Genomic DNA, 16,172 nt, shown 5'->3' on the forward strand with positions numbered 1-16,172 from the left:
TCCTGTTCCGTGCTCGTCGGCGAAGGCGCGAACCTCCTCGGCGTTGGCCACCGGGCCGTCCGAGCCGGGAACCAGCGGAGCGCCTGCCCTCACCGCAATCTCGCGCGCGGTGACCTTGTTTCCCAGACTGCGGATAGCCTCCGGTGAGGGACCGATCCACGTCAGTCCGGCGTCGAGCACTGCCTGCGCAAAGTCCGCGTTCTCGGAGAGGAAGCCGTAGCCGGGGTGAACGGCGTCGGCGCCGGCGCGGGCTGCAACGTCCAACAGCTTGGGAATGTTCAGGTAGGTGTCCGCGCTGGCCGAACCGCCAAGTGCGTAGGCCTCGTCACTGAGGCGGACGTGCAGGGCGTCGGCGTCGGGACCGGCGTACACCGCCACGGATGCGAGCTCCGCATCGGCACACGCGCGGGCAATCCGGACAGCAATCTCGCCGCGGTTGGCGATCAGGACCTTCTTCATGGCTGGGGCTCCATTTCGATGAAACGCACGGTGGTGCCCGGCGACAGTTGGGCGGCAATAGGCAAATCCTCCGGCACGACGACGCCGATCACCGGATACCCGCCGGTGACCGGATGGTCGGCAAGGAACAGGACGGGAAGGCCCGACGGCGGCACCTGTAGTGAGCCTGCCACCACACCTTCGCTGGGGAGCTCCTCGGTGCGTGCGCGTTCGAGGGGCTGGCCCTCGGTGACCCCAAGGCGGACGCCGATGCGGTTGGACTCAGCGGTCACCGTCCAGGGCTGTTCGGTCAGCGCCGCTTGCGACTCAGGGGTGAACCAGTCCTGCCGTGGGCCGGTGATGATGCGCAGGGTGACTGTTTTCCGGCGCTCGAGGATGTCCGCCGGGAGAGGGGAAGTTTCGGGTGCGCCGACAGTGCGCCCATTCCCGACATCTCCCACAGGCAACACCGCCCCCTTTACGAGGACCGCCGGGCCGATCCCGGACATCAAGTCCGTCGAGCGACTGCCGAGCACCGGGGCAACGTCGATTCCACCGCGGACGCCGAGGTAGGTTCGCAGCCCCGACTCTGGGACGTCGAGGGAGAGTTGTTCGCCGTCGTGCAGGGCGAAGGGCGCGCACATCGGGACGTTGCGCTCGCCCTGCGGGCCGTCAATCTGCGCGGGCACCGATGCGCCCGAAAGTGCCAGCGTCAGTTCCCCTTGAGCGCGGACGGCCAGTCCGCCGAGGACACTTTCGACGACGGCGTCCCCCGGCTGATTGCCGACCAGTCGGTTGGCCTGGCGGGCGCTCGCGGTATCGGCAGCGCCGGATGCTGACACGCCGAGGTCACCGAGTCCTGGCCGGCCGAGGTCTTGGATCAGCGACTGCGGGCCGGGGCTAAGTACCTCAAGGGCGGGGCCGGCAGCGGCAGGGAGGGTGGCGTCGTCGTCGTTCGTGTCCTGCGTGTCCGCAAGTTCGATCGCCTCCCGTACCGCGACATACTGCACCGGAGTGCCGGGGCGCAGCAGTGCGGGCTGTTCTCGGTCGAGGTCCCACATACGGGTGGAGGTGCGGCCGATCAGTTGCCAGCCGCCGGGGGAGCGCCGCGGGTAGACGGCGGAGAAGTTGCCGGCCAGCGCTACTGATCCGGCGGGGACGGCGGTCCGGGGGCTGGTGCGGCGCGGGACGTTGAGGGATTCGTTTTCACCGACGAGATAAGCGAATCCCGGGGCGAATCCGCCGAAGGCAGCCGTCCAGATTTGTCCGGTGTGGGCTTCGATGACGCCATCAGCGCCGAGGCCGGTGAGGCGGCCTACCTCGGGGAGGTCATCGCCGTCGTACACCACCTCAATCCGGACCGGATCGGCGGAGGTCAGCGCGTCCTTCGTCTGGGCGACATCGAGCGCGGAGACGGCAGTGCGGGCAGCACGGGCGTTACCGCTCGAGTCGAAGACCGCGAGAACCGTGCGGGCTGCGGCGAGGACATCGACCTGGCCGCGCAGTGGATGGTCGACCAGTTGCGCATGAAGGGCCAGGACGGCGTCGAGCGATTCGAGTTCGATGAGCAGGGCGCGCGGCCCGGCCCAGTGAATTTCCGTCAGCATGCTGCTGTGAGGGGCGCCAGCGCTCACACGAAGCTCCGGATACCGACGCCGGCAGCCTCCAGTTCGCGGCGGACGGCGGCGGACATCGCTACTGCGCCGTCGGTGTCGCCGTGGAGGCAGATGCTTTCGGCGCTGGTGCGGATAGCGGAGCCGTCGCGGGCGATGATGGTGCCTTCGGTCGCGAGCCGGACCATGTTGGCGGCGACGGTGTCTTCATCGTGGAGGACGGCGTCGGGTTCGCGGCGGGAGACCAGGGTGCCGTCCGGGTTGTAGGCGCGGTCGGCGAAGGCTTCGGAGACTCCGCGGAGTCCGGCGGCTTCAGCGGTCTTGAGCGCGACCGAGCCCGGCAGGAGCAGCATCGGGAGGTCGCCGCCGAAGGCCTTGACGGCGTCGACTACTGCCTTGGCCTGGACCTCGTGGGTGACGATCGTGTTGTAGAGGGCGCCGTGTGGCTTGACGTAGCGGATGGTGCCGCCGGCTGCGCGGGTAATCGCGTCGAGGGCGCCGATCTGGTACAGGACGTCGTCGGCCAGTTCTGTGGGGGAGCAGTCGAGAAAGCGCCGTCCGAAGCCGGCCAGGTCCCGGTAACCGACGTGGGCGCCGATGGTGACGCCGGCGGCAACTGCGTCGCGGCAGGTCTGGGCGATGGTGGACGGGTCACCGGCGTGGAAGCCGCACGCAACGTTGGCGCTGGAGACGGAGCGGAAGATGGCGGCGTCGTCGCCCATGGTCCAGTTGCCGAAGGACTCGCCGACGTCGCTGTTGAGGTCGATGAAAGCCATAGTGATCCTCGTCTCGTTTGTGGTTCACCCAGCATGCACGAGATTCACAGATTGTTCAACAATATCTGCTCACTTTGGTGTCGCGCTCCGGCGAATGGGTTCATATAGTGGCCGTATGACTAACGCGCTCCCGGCCGAGAACATCTTCGACCACAGGCGGTCGTCCGATGGTGAGCACGTTGGCTACATCCATCTCACCGACGATGGCCTGTTCGCTCCGTTCGACCTCCTGCATCGTCCAGCCGGCGAAGCGACGGAACTGGAGGATGCGGAGAATCTTCTAGACGAACTCGGTCTTCGAATGTTCATTGAGGATTGGTGGCTGGACCTTGATGGGCGGCGCGTCAAGGTGCTGATTCAGGAGGTTCGGCGGGACACCATTTCGGTTGCTCAAGCGATGGATGGACCGATCGCCAAGTCGGTCGATCTCCTGGCAGTCATCGAGCTTCCCCTTCCGACCGATCGACTGAGTCAGACCGCCTGACCGACGGGGTTCACCCATCCCGCGCTCGGAACCACCACACTGTTCATATGGAGTGGACGCGTGCAAAGGACTGGCTGATCGGTGCCGTTGGGATGATTCTTGTCCTGGGCATCACGATTGCCATCCTCTGGTGGGTGGTGAGCAGCCCAGCGGGTGGGTCCGGCGCGGAGCCAACGCCGTCGTCGACCGCGGATATGCCCGGCGACCTTCCGCCGCCTGCAGCTCCCGGCGATCTTGGCGAAGACGAGACGTGGCTCGCCGATCTTGAGCTGGACGCCGGAACAGTGGTGACCGCCGGCTCGACGCTTCGCGACGTACAGGCTGTCGGTCAGGATGTGGTCACGGGGCCGGACGGTTTGGTCGCGGCCCGGCTCTCCGTGGACGCCACGGTGCCGTTCGAGGTTGTCGCCGACGAATTGGGGGAGGGAACCGTGGTCCGTGCAGCGGAGGTGGGCCAGGCCGCCGTCGTTCGCACAGTGGAGGTGCTGGGTCGCGAACTTCGCGTCGTGGCCACCGGCACTGTCGAGGTCGAGGGTGGCAGTCTCGTGGTCGAACCCCGCTCGATCGACATTGGCGGCCCGGACTTCCTCTCGAACGCAATCGGCACCGTGGTGCGCAGCCTCGTGACCATCGAGCACGAGATTGAAGGTCTACCCGAGGGGCTTGTGCTGCAGGACGTCACCGTTCAGGAGGACGGTTTCCGGGCCAACCTGACGGGTGCGGACGTTCGTTTGGGTCCTTAGTGCCACCCGCTGCTGCGGGGAGCACTCCGGGCACGCAAAAGGGGAGGAAGCCAGTGCAGGCTTCCTCCCCTTTTCAGGTTTAAGTGCTTACGCGAGCACACTCACGCGTGAGTCGCGGCGGCCGAACAGCGCGTAGTCAGCCGAGGCGCGGCCCGGACCAACCAGTGCGAGGGTCAGCGCGGCGGCACCGAGCAGCAGCACTAGCTCGTAGCCGTTGTTCGCTACGAAGACGCCGGCGGAGACGTGCACCAGGATCAGCGCGCCCAGCATGTCGAGGGTCAGCAGCACCGCGACGGGGCGGGTGAGTAGGCCGAGGATCAGGGCGATTCCACCGACCAGCTCGAGCGTGGCAATCACGGGGGCGGCGATCTCGGCCATGGGGATGCCCATGTCACCGAACGCGGCGGTGGTGCCGGCAATGGTCCACTCGTTGAACTTCTGCCAGCCGTGTGCGGCGAAAAGGAAGCCGACGACGACGCGAAGCACGGTACGGGCAGTGGTGGTCAGGGTGGCGTTGTTCATGAAAGTCCGTTTCGGGGTTTGGGGCTGGGTAGAACGAGCGACGCCGGTGCGCAGTGGCTGAGCACCGGCGTCGTGCTGGTGATTGTGGCTGATTAGCGGACGAGAGCGAATCCGCTGGTCCACTGGATCTTCTCGCCGGCGGCGAGGGTCAGCTGCAGGAAACCGATAGCTTCGAGCTCGCGGGCGCGGGCGAGGGAGCCGGCGTCGACGGCGTCCACGCCGCCGGCCTTGACGGCGTCGGCGAGGCGGTTCTTGGCGTCGGTGTCATCGCCGGCAATGAGAACGGTGGTCTGGTTGGAGCCGACGGTCTTGGAACCGAGGGTCGCCGCAAAGTTGGTGTTGAAAGCCTTGACGACCTTCGACGACGGCAGTGCCGACGCCAGCTCAGCGGCGGCGGAGCTGTCAGCGGCAACCACGAGGGAATCGAAGGTTTCGAAGTTCAGCGGGTTGGTGATGTCGACGACGACCTTGCCGGCCAGCTGATCGCCGTACTGCGCCACGATGTCCTTGAGGGCGGGGTAGGGGACTGCGAGAACGACGACGTCGCCGTTGACGGTGGCGCCGGTGCTGGAGGAGTCGATGTGCTCGACGGACGAGCTGCCTGCTGCGACAACGCTTGCGATGGCGCTGCCCATGTTGCCCTTGCCGAAGATGGTGAACGAAGTCATGTGGAGCTCCTTGAGAAAGAATTGCTTGCGGGTACAACTAATAAGTTAGCAGCGATTAGTTGTAGATGCAAGCATTACGTAGAATGGAGGCATGACGCGATGGCTCAGCATGGATGAACAGGAAGTATGGAAGCGCATGGCGGCGGTGCTCGAGCTGCTGCCGGCGGCACTCGATGGGCAGTTGACGCGTGATGAGGATCTGACGCACTTCGAATACTTCGTTCTTGCGTCTCTGTCTGAGGTGCCCGGGCGTACCTTGCGCATCACAGCGTTGGCGTCGCAGACCAACGCAACGCTTCCGAGGCTTTCCCGGGTGCTGACGGGGCTGGAAAAAAAGGCGCTGGTGGAGCGGAGCGAGTGCAGCGAAGACCGGCGTGCCAAGAACGTGACGCTCACCGAAACGGGGTGGGCCAAGTTGGTAGGCGCTGCTCCGGGTCACGTTGAGCATGTGCGCGGTATGGTTTTTGATCAGCTCACGCGTGAGCAGGTGTCGGAGCTGTCCGACATCACCACGCAGTTGTTGAAGAAGCTCGACCCCGAGGGGCGGATGTTCGCTTCGCTGGGGAAGTAGTTTTGGGGCGCTTCGGAACGGCCAGCGCTGATAGCATTCCCGCTTTCGGATAGCGTTCCAGCCATCGGATGGCGGTAAACGGCTATCCGATGGCTAAAGCGCTATCGGCGTGCATGTCAGCTAACCAGTCCGAGCGGTGGCTACGGCGGTTTTTGGGCAAGTTCGTCACGAAACCTGCAGGCCACCATTGATGTCGTAGGTAGCGGCAGTGATGAACCCGGCATCAGGACCCACCAGGAACGAGATGAGGGCAGCCATCTCATCCACGGTGCCTACGCGACCCACCAGGATATCCTTCGACATGTCCCGCTTGCGCTCCTCCGTGAGGGTTCCTCCCATGATGTCGGTGTCAACCGGACCCGGCGCAATGCTGTTGACCGTAATGCCGTGCTCACCCATTTCCCGTGCGAGCGCACGCGTAAATCCGATGATGCCGGCCTTTGACGCGCTGTAGGCCACCTTGGAATAGGTACCTCCGCCACGCTGGGCGGAGATCGACGAAATGCTCACCACACGCCCGAGCTTCCGCTCGATCATCCCGTGCAGCACCCGCTGCGTCACGAGGAACGTGCCCGTCATATTGACTGCGAAAACCCGCTCCCAGGCTTCCTTGGTTTCCTGCATGAACTCGGTGGGGGAGCTGATCCCCGCGAGGTTCGCCAGTGCCACAATGGGCGGCAACTCGGCTTCGATCCGGCTGATCGCTGCATCAACGGAAGCCTCATCGGACACGTCGGTCGCCACACCGATTGCCTGAACGCCGTGCCGTTGCGCGATGTCCGCCGCAGCCTCTTCGGCAGCGGCCCCGTCGATGTCGAGAATCCCGATGTTCCAGCCCTCGCCGGCCAACCGATTGGCTGTTGCGCGACCGATTCCGCGCGCGGAAGCCGCGCCTGTGAGTACCGCTGTACGGCTTGAGGGGAATTCTGCTGGTTCGGTCACCTTTGCTCCTGATGCTGATCGTTGTGATGGATGAAATGCTCGTAGTCGTCATAGGTCTGGTTGATGTGGGCCTGCATCGCTTTTCCGGCCACTTCGGCATCACCGGTCCGGATAGCGTCTAGCACCAACGCATGGTGCTCAAGGGCGTGCTTCTGCACTTCAAGGAACGACGACGTCTCCCGCCGCATGCTATACAGCAGCTTGCCCAGCGGGCCCAGAATGACCGGAATGAAGGGGTTCGCCGACGCCCGGAAAACTGCTTCGTGGAAGGCAAGGTCAGCTGTGGTCACAGCGTCGAGGTCTCCTGCCTGATGCGCAGCCTGCAGCGCCGCGTTTGCGTCTTCCATGCGGGCAAGGTCCTCGTCGGTGGCATGCAGTGCAGCGAGTTCAGCAGCCCCGATCTCAACCATGCGACGGATTTCCAGGAGCCGGAGTGAGACGTCGGGCGAAGCGGACGCCGCGGTCGCGGAACGCAGGATCGCCTGCAGGTCCGTCCACTGTGCGCTCGGGTTGACGTACGTTCCCAGTCCGCGCCGCACCTGCACCACATTCTGGGCCTGAAGCTTCTTCAATGCCTCCCGCACGGTCAGCCGGCTCACCTCCGTCGCGGCCGCCAGTTCGCCCTCAGACGGAAGGAACTCACCGGGAGGATAGGTTCCGCTGATGATGCGCTCAAGGATCTCTTCAAAAACGGACTCAGCCAGCGAAGCGCGTGCCACCAGCACACCCCCCGGCCCGGCTGACGGGGTGCAACGCTGCTCTGAACATCCGCACCACGTTTCCTCCCCAAACACTTGTCAGACGTCATATGTCCGGTGCTAGTGTGACACTCAGCACATCGCTCGTCAATGTACTTCGGGCACGTGCAGACCCTAAGCCGGCAACGAGGCTTGCTTAGCTGACGAGGAGCACCAATCACGTGGACATACAACTTCTTTTGGCGCTGGTTCTTGGAATAGCGACCATCATCATCCTTGTGCTGAGAACGCGCCTCGACGCGTTCGTGGCACTGCTTATTGCCGCCCTGGTCACCGGGCTTGTAGCCGGGCAGGCACCGCTCGAGATCGTTTCGGCCATCACCACCGGGTTCGGCAATACCCTCGCATCCATCGGGATCGTGATCGGTCTGGGCGTGGGAATCGGAAAGATTCTCGAGGTGTCCGGTGCCGCCAACGCGCTGGCTCTGGCCTTCCTGAAACTGTTCGGCAAGGGGCGCGAACCCTGGGCAATGGCAAGCGTCGGGTCGCTCGTCTCCATCCCGGTGTTCTGTGACTCCGGCTACGTGATTATGAACCCGCTGGCCCGCTCCATCGCCAGGGTAAAGCGTGCCGGCTACATCACGCTGGCACTGGCCCTTGGCTGCGGTATGACGCTAACGCACCATATGGTTCCGCCGACGCCGGGTCCCCTCGCTGTTGCCGGTATTCTCGGCACAGATCTGGGAGCTCTCATCCTTGCCGGGCTTGCGTTCACCATCATCCTGTTGCCGGTGGTCGTGTTCTACGCGAAATGGATCGGGCCGAAGATCGAGCCCGGCATGTCGGAGACCATCCGCGAGACCGTGTACGGCCGCGCCGCCACGCACCAGCATGGCCGGACAACCACCGCGCTCGCAGACCATGACGATCACGCGTCAGGTGACACCGCTGCCCGGGCCATCGGCGCAACCGGACCATCCGAGGATTCCGAGTACGGCTCCACCATCGACTTCGACAGTTCCGAACTGGGCACGCCCCCCGCAGGAGCCAAGCCGCACAAGGTTGGAGCCTTTGTTGCTTCCCTGCCGCTGGTGGTCCCGCTGATCCTCATCATTCTCAACACGGTGAGCGGTGCAATCGACCAGAGCAACCAGGGAGTTGTCGGTACCGGCGAGTACGAGCCCTCCGCGTGGGCCGTCCCACTGGCCTTCATCGGTAACCCCGTGGTTGCCCTCGTGATTGGCGTCATCCTCGCCGTGTATGTGCTGCTGCCCCGTTGGACTCCGCGTTCCAAGGTGCAGGGCTGGTTCGCTGATGCTGCTGCGTCAGCCGGGCTCATTCTCCTCATCACCGGTGCAGGCGGTGCCCTCGGTCAGGTTCTGCGTAGTTCAGGCGTCGGCGATGCCCTCGCTGAAGCCATCGCAGCGACAGCCCTTCCAGCCTTCCTGGTCCCGTTCCTGATCGCGACCCTGGTGCGCATCGCGCAGGGCTCCGGCACTGTCGCCATGATTACCGCGGCTTCGGTCACGGCTCCGCTGGTCACCTCGATTGGCGTTGACCCCCTGATCGCGGCGCTTGCCTGCACCGCTGGATCCATGGTGTTCAGCTACTTCAATGATTCCTACTTCTGGGTGGTCACCCGCTTCTCAGGGCTGGAAGGGACCGCGGCGCTCAAGGGCTGGTCAGGAATTACGACGGCGGTGTGGGCCGGCTCGATCCCGCTCCTGTTCATCGCCAACGCGATCCTTGGCTGACCGCGTAACTCTGCCTAACTAGTGCACAGCACTGCTCCCCGGGAATTCTTCCCGGGGAGCAGTCGTGTGCTGAGACGTGCCGGCGCTAACGCACCCTGATGTTCGATGGTTTTCCCGCAACGTCCCTGGGCTTCAGCCCGGCCTGTTCCGCCTGCAGCATGCACCACTTGCGCGGCTGCATGCCCACGAGCTTCTGCACTGAGCCGTGGTGCTCCTTGATGTAGGGAGTAGCGATGCTGGCGAACAGGGAAACGCTGAGCCCGTGCGGACCATGCAACATCTGATCAGCCAGAACCGACCGCCACGCCTGCCTGAGCGCTTCGGCCGCTATCTCTTTGCTCCCGTTCAGGCTCTTCAAGCGGCTGGACAAGTGCTTCTGCATGCGCGCATGCTCACTGATCATTACGGTTTTGACTTGCGCGGCGGGGGCTTTGAGAGTCGCAGCAGAAGTCGTGATGAGGGACTTCGTCGTAGGGGGTGATGGTACCGAAGGCGGCTTGCTCGACGCCGTGGACTCCGCGGTAAGAGTCAGCTCCGCGAGCTCCAGGTGCAGCTTCGCGATTTCACGGTGGATCTCGCTGACCCGCTTTGCGACGTCGGTGCGAGCAGCCGGTGCTTTTGCCGGAGCCGGGCGCAACTTCGCTTCAACTCCGGACGACATGCTGCACCGGAAGAGCGCGCATAGTGCCCGTGCGAGGGAAAGCCGTGCGTCGTCGTGGTCATTCAGTAGCAGGGGGGAAGGGTTCGGCAGAGTCTGCACCACGGAGGCGAGTTCTTCCAAGGTGCCGTAAACCTTGCCGAAGCGGATCCGCTCCACCACGGTGGCTGAATCGATCTGCGGCGAATACACGCACTGGGCGAGCCTCAGCTCCTGGTCGTTGAAACGCGCGAAGTGTTGCGGTAGGACGGACCGCCGTATGACCATCCGGACGGCGTCGAGCTGGCGCGAGACCTGCTCGATCGGGTTCGGCACATCGGCCCCGTTGGCCAGGAGCCACTCCTTCCCCGTATCTGCCGCGAACGAGACAGGAGCGGGGAACCTCTTCCACTCGCTCAGCATCAGGCAGCCGGTGCGGGTGTTGTAGAAGAACCAGTCGATCTCGGCGACCGGAAGCCCCGGCGCCTCCACCCGGCAGTTGGCGAACGCCCAGACGTCGTCGTCAAGCAGGGAATGCAAGCGGGTGACATCACGGTCGGCAGGACGATGCGCGGCCGAATTGGTGGAAGGAAAGTACAGCAACGTCGGGCCTTCGTGGGTGCCGGGGATGGTGAAGGCACCCCACCGCCCCCAACCAGCCGCGCAAATGCGCTGCGCTCATCCTAATCGAGGAAAACCCGTACCCAGCAGAACCCGGTGCCGGTCCCGTTAGGCTGAACGGAATGGCCGCAACCCCAACCCCACTCCGCACATCCCTTCCCCGAAGCATCGCCCGCATACTGCTCGGAGCAATCCTCCTGGCAGCAGGCACCGTCCACTTGACGGTCGCCCGCTCCGAATTCGCAGCGCAGGTGCCGTCCTGGTTTCCCCTGCCCACCGACGTCGTTGTGGTGGGGTCAGGCATCGTCGAGATTCTCCTCGGCGCTGCACTGATTCTCCTTCTGCGGTACAGGGTTCTCGTCGGTTGGATCGTCGCTGCGTTCTTCATTGCCATCTTCCCCGGCAATATCGCCCAGTACGTTGAGGGTGTAGACGCCTTCGGTCTGGACACCGACCGCGCACGGCTCATCCGCCTCTTCTTCCAGCCGCTGCTGGTGTTATGGGCGCTGTGGTCCACCGGTGCATGGCGCGACCGCCGATTGCTACGCTCCTCAGGTGAGCACCAACGCCACTAACGGCATGAGGCAAAGACCGCGATGGGACGTGGCGTCATCGACATAGACGTGGTCATCGCGCTCATCGGAGCCGTCATTCTCATTGGCCTGGGCTCGATCTTCCGACACTCCTTCATCACCAGCCCGGAATTCTGGTCCGGACTGGAAAAGCTCGTCTACTTCGTGTTGCTGCCGGCACTGCTGGTGACCGGCCTCGCCGGAGCCGACTTCGCATCCATTGAACCCGGTCCCATGGTGCTTGTCCTGACAGCATCTGCGACCTTCTCTGCACTGCTCGCCTATGCCGCCCGCCGACCCGCCACCGGCAGGGACGGCCCGGCCTTCACCTCGGTGTTCCAGGGAACCGTCCGCTTCAACACCTATATAGGAGTGACGACGGCGGCAGCCCTCTTTGGATCCAACGGCATCGCCATCGCAGCGCTCGCCAACGCGGTCCTCATACCGTTCGGAAACCTCGCCTCAACCATCGCGCTCGCACACTACGGACACCACAGGCTCCGCGGCTCCGCATTGATCCTGGCGGTATTCGGCAACCCGCTGATTCTCGCGTGCGCCGTAGGACTCGCCGCAAACCTCATCGGTTCCGCACCGGGTATGGGGGACTTCCTGAGCGCACCGGTGCCGGCCGTCGTCGTACAGCTCATTGCCGCGGTGCTGGGACTGCTCGGGGGAGCGGCACTTCCCATCGGCCTCTTCTGTGTTGGAGCAGGGCTGCGGGGGCGTGCTTTTCCCCGCGAATCCCTGCGGCCCGTGGCTGCCGCCCTCCTGCTTCGCTTCGTTCCGGTTCCGGCAGCCACCCTGGGACTGTGTGTCCTGCTGGGATTCTCCGGGCCGGCCGCCGTCGTCTGTGTGGTTTTTCAGTCACTCCCGACGGCAACGAGTTCCTACGTCTTTGCCCGGCGCCTGGGCGGAGACGCCGCGCTCATGGCCCAGATCACCGCCGCCCAGACCGTCCTCTCCGGCGTAGTGCTACCGGCCTGGATCCTCATCGCGCTGACGGTACTGCTGTAGGTCGCTAGGATCGATCCATGAGTATCAGCGAAGCCGCAACAAGCGAAGCGGCAGAGACCACGCTCGTCACCCTCAGCGACATCGAAGCCGCTGCTGAACGCATCAGTGACCTGGTTCTCCGTACACCGATCATCCAGCTGCCGCACCCGCAGCGCCCGGATGAGGTACTCCACTGCAAGGCCGAGTCCCTCCAGCCCACCAGTGCCTTCAAGCTGCGCGGCGCCTACAACACCATTGCTCAGGTGCTGGATCATGCCCGCGAACACGGCATCGTCGCCCAATCCTCCGGCAACCACGCCCGCGCCGTCGCCTGGCTGGCACACCGGCTCAACCTGCGCGCCGTGATCGTCATGCCGGACGCCGCGCCGCTCCCCAAGATCGAGGCAGTCCGCGCGCTCGGCGCCGAGGTGGAGATAGTGCCTTCCGCCCTGCGTGACGTCCGTGCCCACGAGCTCGTCGCTCAACACGGGTACGTCCACGTGCCGCCCTATGATGATCCCCGCATCATCGCAGGCCAGGGAACTGTGGGCCTCGAGATTATGCAGCAATTGCCGCACGTCGACACCGTCCTGGTCCCCATTTCCGGCGGCGGACTCATTTCCGGTATTGCGACGGCGGTCAAGGCCCTCAATCCCGGAACCCGAGTGATCGGGGTGGAGCCGGAACTCGCCGCTGACGCCGCCCAGAGCTTCCGCGAAGGACGCCGCATCACCTGGGAGCAGGAACTCACGTACCGCACCGTTGCCGACGGCCTCCGCACACCCGCGCTCGGTGTCCACCCGTGGGAGCACGTCAAGCGCTACGTCGACGACGTCATCACCGTCACTGAAGAACAAATCCTCGCCGCTATGCGCCACCTCACCCTCGCCGGCAGACTCGTGGTTGAACCGTCCGGTGCCGTAGCCACTGCCGCCTGGATGCATGACCTCGTGCCGTCCGGAAACACCCAGAACGACGGCGGCACAACGGCCGCCGTCGTCTCCGGCGGATCAGTGGATCCAGCCCTCCTGGCCAAGGTGCTGCAGCAGGCGGGCTAGAGCCGTTCGAGGAATCTGGCGAGGATATCCACCCAGACCCGGCGGGCGGCGTCGTTCGCTTCTCCACGCACCGCCGACTATTCGGCCACTCGCGCCAGAAACTTCCGGATTCTCACGTTCAGCTCCGCTACCTGCCGCTTCACGACGACGGCGGGATCCGGGTTGATCTCATTGACCGGCGGCGCCTTGCGTACGTTGGCAGAACAGATGAAGTCGGCGCAGATCAGCGTGCCGACCGTGTTGCCATTCCTGCCTGACTGGCCGGCACGTTTGGCCACCCAGAGCAGGACGTCCTCCTTGGAGAACACATCGCGGCAGATCTCGCACAGTACCGAACGGTTTTTCTTAGGTCCGCCCTCCGGCGCTCGCAGGAGGACGCCGGTGATCCCGGTTTCATTCGGCACGATGAGATAACCGCGGAGCGGCATCTTCCCGTCACGCCAACCGAGGAAGTCGAGCTTGTCCCACTCGAGCGAGTCGAAGTTCGCTGGGAGATTGAGTTTGGCGGTTTCGGAGCGGGTGGCATTGATGAACGATGACCGGATGTCGCGGTCGCCGATTTTTTGCATGATGGATCGCCTTACAGATGGGTGTTCGAGGGCATGACACAGTGGCCCTCCACCTGCACAGGTTCGGCAGGGAAGGGCTAGTCGCGTTCCTCACAGCTGGCCACAGCGGCCGCCTCGCTTCCAATGGCCGCGCTGACCGGAGCGGTTAGCAGCATGTCCATTCCCTTGGATCCGTCGTCGAATGTCTCAATTTCCTACCGTTGCATCTTCGCAAAGTGACGCGCCAGGGGCAACGCAGACGCAAGGGTGTTGCGCGTCACGTCACTGGACCATACAGTTGTCGAAGCGCTTCGACAATACCGCATCCACATCGCTCAAGGACCGCCTCCATGCCCACTGATCAGCCCTTCCCGAAAACCGATGAGCTCGTCTTCGGCGGCGACTACAACCCGGAACAGTGGCCTGAATCGGTGTGGCAGGAAGACGTTCGCCTGATGCGGAAGGCACGCGTTAACCGAGTGACGGTCGGCGTCTTCTCGTGGTCTTCCATCGAACCGCGGGAAGGTCACTACGAGTTCGGCTGGCTGGACAAGGTCATGGATCTGATGGCGGAAAACGGCATCGGCGTTGTCCTTGCCACACCGACCGCCTCGCCGCCGCCCTGGTTCTCCCTGGCACACCCGGAAGCCCTGCCGGTCACTGCGGACGGTGTGCGGCTGATCCATGGAAGCCGGGACACCTACAACCCGGCGGCTCCTGCCTACCGTGCCGCAGCCAAACGCGTCACCACAGCCCTCGCCGAGCGCTACTCTTCCCACCCGGCGCTGAGGATGTGGCACCTCCACAACGAATACGGCACGGTTTCCTACGGTCCTGAGACGGATACGGCATTCCGGGGATGGCTACGCGCGAAGTATGGAACCCTGACGCAGCTGAACGCCACCTGGAACACCGCGTTCTGGTCTCAGGGGTACGGCGAATGGAACGAGATCTTCGCCCCTCAGGCCACCCAATACCTACCCAACCCTTCCCAGCTGCTGGACTTCAAGCGCTTCTCGGCTGACCTCCTGAGGGACTGTTTGCGTGACCAGGTGGACATAGTCCGAGGCGTCCGCCCTGACGTTCCCGTCACCACCAACTTCATGCTCCCCAGCTGGAACCACTACGACCAGTGGGACTTCGCCGCGGAGATCGACGACGTCTCCGTTGACCACTACCCGGACACCCCAGGCATCGAGGGGAACATCCAGGTTGCCTTCGGCAGTGACCTCGCCCGCTCCTTCAACGCCGGCCGCCCATGGGTACTGATGGAACAGGCCACCACCATGGTCTACAACTACGCCCAAGGGCGGATCCTCGCACGGGACCCAGGCACGCTGCTGTTCAGCACGCTTCAATATCTGGCCCGCGGCTCCACCGGATCCCTGTTTTTCCAGTGGCGGTCGCCGCGCGCGGGCGCGGAGTTCTTCCACTCGCCGATGGTTCCGCACGTCGGCGAAAACTCCCGTACATTCCGCGAAATCGTAGAACTCGGCACCACGCTGTCTACCCTGCACGAACTTGCACAGGCCCCGGTTGCCGGGCGTCGGGTGAACCAGAACCGGGTGGCCATCGTCTGGGACTCCGCTGCGTGGTGGTCGACGGACACCAGCGCTCTGCCGTCCACCGACGTCGCTTTCCTGCCCGCAGTGAAGGCTGTCCACCGTGCGCTCTGGCTGCTCGGAGTCAACGTTGACTTTGTCCGGCTCGATCAGGACCTCAGCGGCTACAACCTTGTCCTGGTGCCCAGCAAGCTGGCTGCCTCGGACGCCGAAGCGGAAACACTGCGAGGCTACGTCGCCGACGGCGGACACACCGCCATCTGGTACTTCTCGGGCAGCACGGATGAGAACCTCAACGTCCGGTCAGGCGGCTTCTCCGGAGCGTTTGCGGAGCTCCTCGGCATCCGCGTTGAGGAACACTTCCCGCAGCTTGCCGCCACCGCACTGAAACTCAGTGACGGATCCTCCGCAGACTGTTGGGCCGAAGCGGTGGAGCTCGCCGGTGCCGCCAGCATCGCAAACTTCACGGAGTACCCGCTCGCTGGCCGCCCCGCGGTTACACAGCATGCGTGGGGTTCCGGCACTGCTCACTACATCGCCACCCGGCTCGGCGAAGACGCGCTGCGCGACCACCTGCACCGCATCCTGAACGACGCCGGCGTCCACCCGGATCATCCGGCCGCCGGTTACGGTCTTGAGGCGGTCCGCCGTTACGCCGGCGACTCCAGCTACCTGTTCCTCCTCAACCATTCAGCGGAGACGGCGGAGATTGACGTGCACGGTCACGACCTCCTCAGCGATACCCCGCTGGACGGGCCCACCGCCCTTCCTCCGGGTGTTGCGCTGATCGTGCGGGAAGTGCGCTGACTACGGTGGCCGACCTCTTCTACACCAGTCCGGCAGCCACCTGGCTCGACGGCCTGCCCCTGGGCAACGGCCGGCTCGGCGCGATGGTGCTTGCCGGCGATTCGACTACCCGCCTGCAGATCAATGACAGCACCGCCTGGTCAGGCAGCCCGGCCAGCGAGCACC

Annotated in this window: 18 protein-coding genes; 9 read left to right on the forward strand and 9 right to left on the reverse strand. The window is 64.5% G+C overall.

From position 1 onward, the window contains the following. From P4U43_RS15515 to P4U43_RS15525, 3 genes are all read right to left on the reverse strand, one after another. The coding region (locus P4U43_RS15515; RefSeq protein ID WP_277359547.1) for a biotin carboxylase N-terminal domain-containing protein at positions 1 to 459 on the reverse strand (459 nt) is incomplete at its 3' end. Further along, a complete protein-coding gene (locus P4U43_RS15520) occupies positions 456 to 2,045 on the reverse strand; it encodes a 5-oxoprolinase subunit B/C family protein (RefSeq protein ID WP_277359563.1) in 1,590 nt (529 codons plus the stop codon). The genes P4U43_RS15515 and P4U43_RS15520, both read right to left, overlap by 4 nt. Positions 2,046 to 2,068: 23 nt before the next feature. Then, complete coding sequence (locus P4U43_RS15525) at positions 2,069 to 2,827, reverse strand: LamB/YcsF family protein (RefSeq protein ID WP_277359548.1); 759 nt, start codon at positions 2,825 to 2,827, stop codon at positions 2,069 to 2,071. 115 nt (positions 2,828 to 2,942) lie between these two features. Here P4U43_RS15525 and P4U43_RS15530 point away from each other — a divergent pair, with 115 nt between their 5' ends. Together P4U43_RS15530 and P4U43_RS15535 are read left to right on the forward strand one after the other, a co-directional pair. Continuing rightward, entirely contained in the window at positions 2,943 to 3,311 is a 369-nt protein-coding gene (locus P4U43_RS15530) for a serine/threonine protein phosphatase (RefSeq protein ID WP_277359549.1), read from the forward strand. A 47-nt stretch (positions 3,312 to 3,358) separates the two neighbouring features. Next, positions 3,359 to 4,054: an LmeA family phospholipid-binding protein gene (locus P4U43_RS15535; RefSeq protein ID WP_277359550.1), complete on the forward strand. Its 696-nt coding sequence runs from the start codon at positions 3,359 to 3,361 to the stop codon at positions 4,052 to 4,054. A gap of 87 nt (positions 4,055 to 4,141) precedes the next feature. Here P4U43_RS15535 and P4U43_RS15540 read toward each other — a convergent pair whose 3' ends face one another. After that, positions 4,142 to 4,576: a DoxX family protein gene (locus P4U43_RS15540; RefSeq protein ID WP_277359551.1), complete on the reverse strand. Its 435-nt coding sequence runs from the start codon at positions 4,574 to 4,576 to the stop codon at positions 4,142 to 4,144. Positions 4,577 to 4,668: 92 nt separating this feature from the next. Further along, positions 4,669 to 5,244 carry an NADPH-dependent F420 reductase gene (locus P4U43_RS15545; protein WP_277359552.1) on the reverse strand — a complete coding sequence of 192 codons (576 nt, stop codon included), beginning with the start codon at positions 5,242 to 5,244 and terminating at the stop codon, positions 4,669 to 4,671. 91 nt (positions 5,245 to 5,335) lie between these two features. Between P4U43_RS15545 and P4U43_RS15550 the strand changes: the two genes are divergently transcribed. Next, positions 5,336 to 5,815 (forward strand): MarR family winged helix-turn-helix transcriptional regulator, encoded by a 480-nt coding sequence (locus P4U43_RS15550; protein WP_277359553.1) that lies wholly within the window; start codon positions 5,336 to 5,338, stop codon positions 5,813 to 5,815. 165 nt (positions 5,816 to 5,980) lie between these two features. Here P4U43_RS15550 and P4U43_RS15555 read toward each other — a convergent pair whose 3' ends face one another. Together P4U43_RS15555 and P4U43_RS15560 are read right to left on the reverse strand one after the other, a co-directional pair. Beyond that, complete coding sequence (locus P4U43_RS15555) at positions 5,981 to 6,757, reverse strand: SDR family NAD(P)-dependent oxidoreductase (RefSeq protein WP_277359554.1); 777 nt, start codon at positions 6,755 to 6,757, stop codon at positions 5,981 to 5,983. After that, positions 6,754 to 7,476 (reverse strand): FadR/GntR family transcriptional regulator, encoded by a 723-nt coding sequence (locus P4U43_RS15560; protein WP_277359555.1) that lies wholly within the window; start codon positions 7,474 to 7,476, stop codon positions 6,754 to 6,756. The genes P4U43_RS15555 and P4U43_RS15560 overlap by 4 nt, the downstream gene beginning before the upstream one ends. A gap of 200 nt (positions 7,477 to 7,676) precedes the next feature. Here P4U43_RS15560 and P4U43_RS15565 point away from each other — a divergent pair, with 200 nt between their 5' ends. Beyond that, positions 7,677 to 9,209 (forward strand): GntP family permease, encoded by a 1,533-nt coding sequence (locus P4U43_RS15565; protein ID WP_277359556.1) that lies wholly within the window; start codon positions 7,677 to 7,679, stop codon positions 9,207 to 9,209. Between the two features lie 85 nt (positions 9,210 to 9,294). Here the strand turns inward: P4U43_RS15565 and P4U43_RS15570 are convergent, their stop codons facing one another. Further along, a complete protein-coding gene (locus P4U43_RS15570; protein WP_277359557.1) occupies positions 9,295 to 10,386 on the reverse strand; it encodes a hypothetical protein in 1,092 nt (363 codons plus the stop codon). 203 nt (positions 10,387 to 10,589) lie between these two features. Here P4U43_RS15570 and P4U43_RS15575 point away from each other — a divergent pair, with 203 nt between their 5' ends. The 3 genes from P4U43_RS15575 to P4U43_RS15585 are packed head-to-tail and all read left to right on the forward strand — an operon-like array spanning position 10,590 to position 13,090. Next, the gene (locus tag P4U43_RS15575; RefSeq protein ID WP_277359558.1) at positions 10,590 to 11,042 is read left to right on the forward strand and encodes a DoxX family protein; all 453 of its coding nucleotides are present in this window, start codon (positions 10,590 to 10,592) and stop codon (positions 11,040 to 11,042) included. A gap of 21 nt (positions 11,043 to 11,063) precedes the next feature. Beyond that, positions 11,064 to 12,053 (forward strand): AEC family transporter, encoded by a 990-nt coding sequence (locus P4U43_RS15580; RefSeq protein ID WP_277359559.1) that lies wholly within the window; start codon positions 11,064 to 11,066, stop codon positions 12,051 to 12,053. 17 nt (positions 12,054 to 12,070) lie between these two features. Next, a complete protein-coding gene (locus tag P4U43_RS15585) occupies positions 12,071 to 13,090 on the forward strand; it encodes a threonine ammonia-lyase (RefSeq protein WP_277359560.1) in 1,020 nt (339 codons plus the stop codon). A 77-nt stretch (positions 13,091 to 13,167) separates the two neighbouring features. Here P4U43_RS15585 and P4U43_RS15590 read toward each other — a convergent pair whose 3' ends face one another. Further along, positions 13,168 to 13,659, reverse strand: coding sequence for an FBP domain-containing protein (locus P4U43_RS15590; protein WP_277359561.1), 492 nt, complete (start codon positions 13,657 to 13,659; stop codon positions 13,168 to 13,170). 329 nt (positions 13,660 to 13,988) lie between these two features. Here P4U43_RS15590 and P4U43_RS15595 point away from each other — a divergent pair, with 329 nt between their 5' ends. Further along, positions 13,989 to 16,007, forward strand: coding sequence for a beta-galactosidase (locus tag P4U43_RS15595; RefSeq protein WP_277359562.1), 2,019 nt, complete (start codon positions 13,989 to 13,991; stop codon positions 16,005 to 16,007). Between the two features lie 5 nt (positions 16,008 to 16,012). Continuing rightward, positions 16,013 to 16,172 (forward strand): glycoside hydrolase N-terminal domain-containing protein (locus P4U43_RS15600; RefSeq protein ID WP_277359564.1); only part of this gene is annotated, 160 nt, incomplete at its 3' end.

The organism is Arthrobacter vasquezii (genome assembly GCF_029455255.1).
GTDB classification, from domain to species: Bacteria; Actinomycetota; Actinomycetes; order Actinomycetales; family Micrococcaceae; genus Arthrobacter_D; species Arthrobacter_D parietis.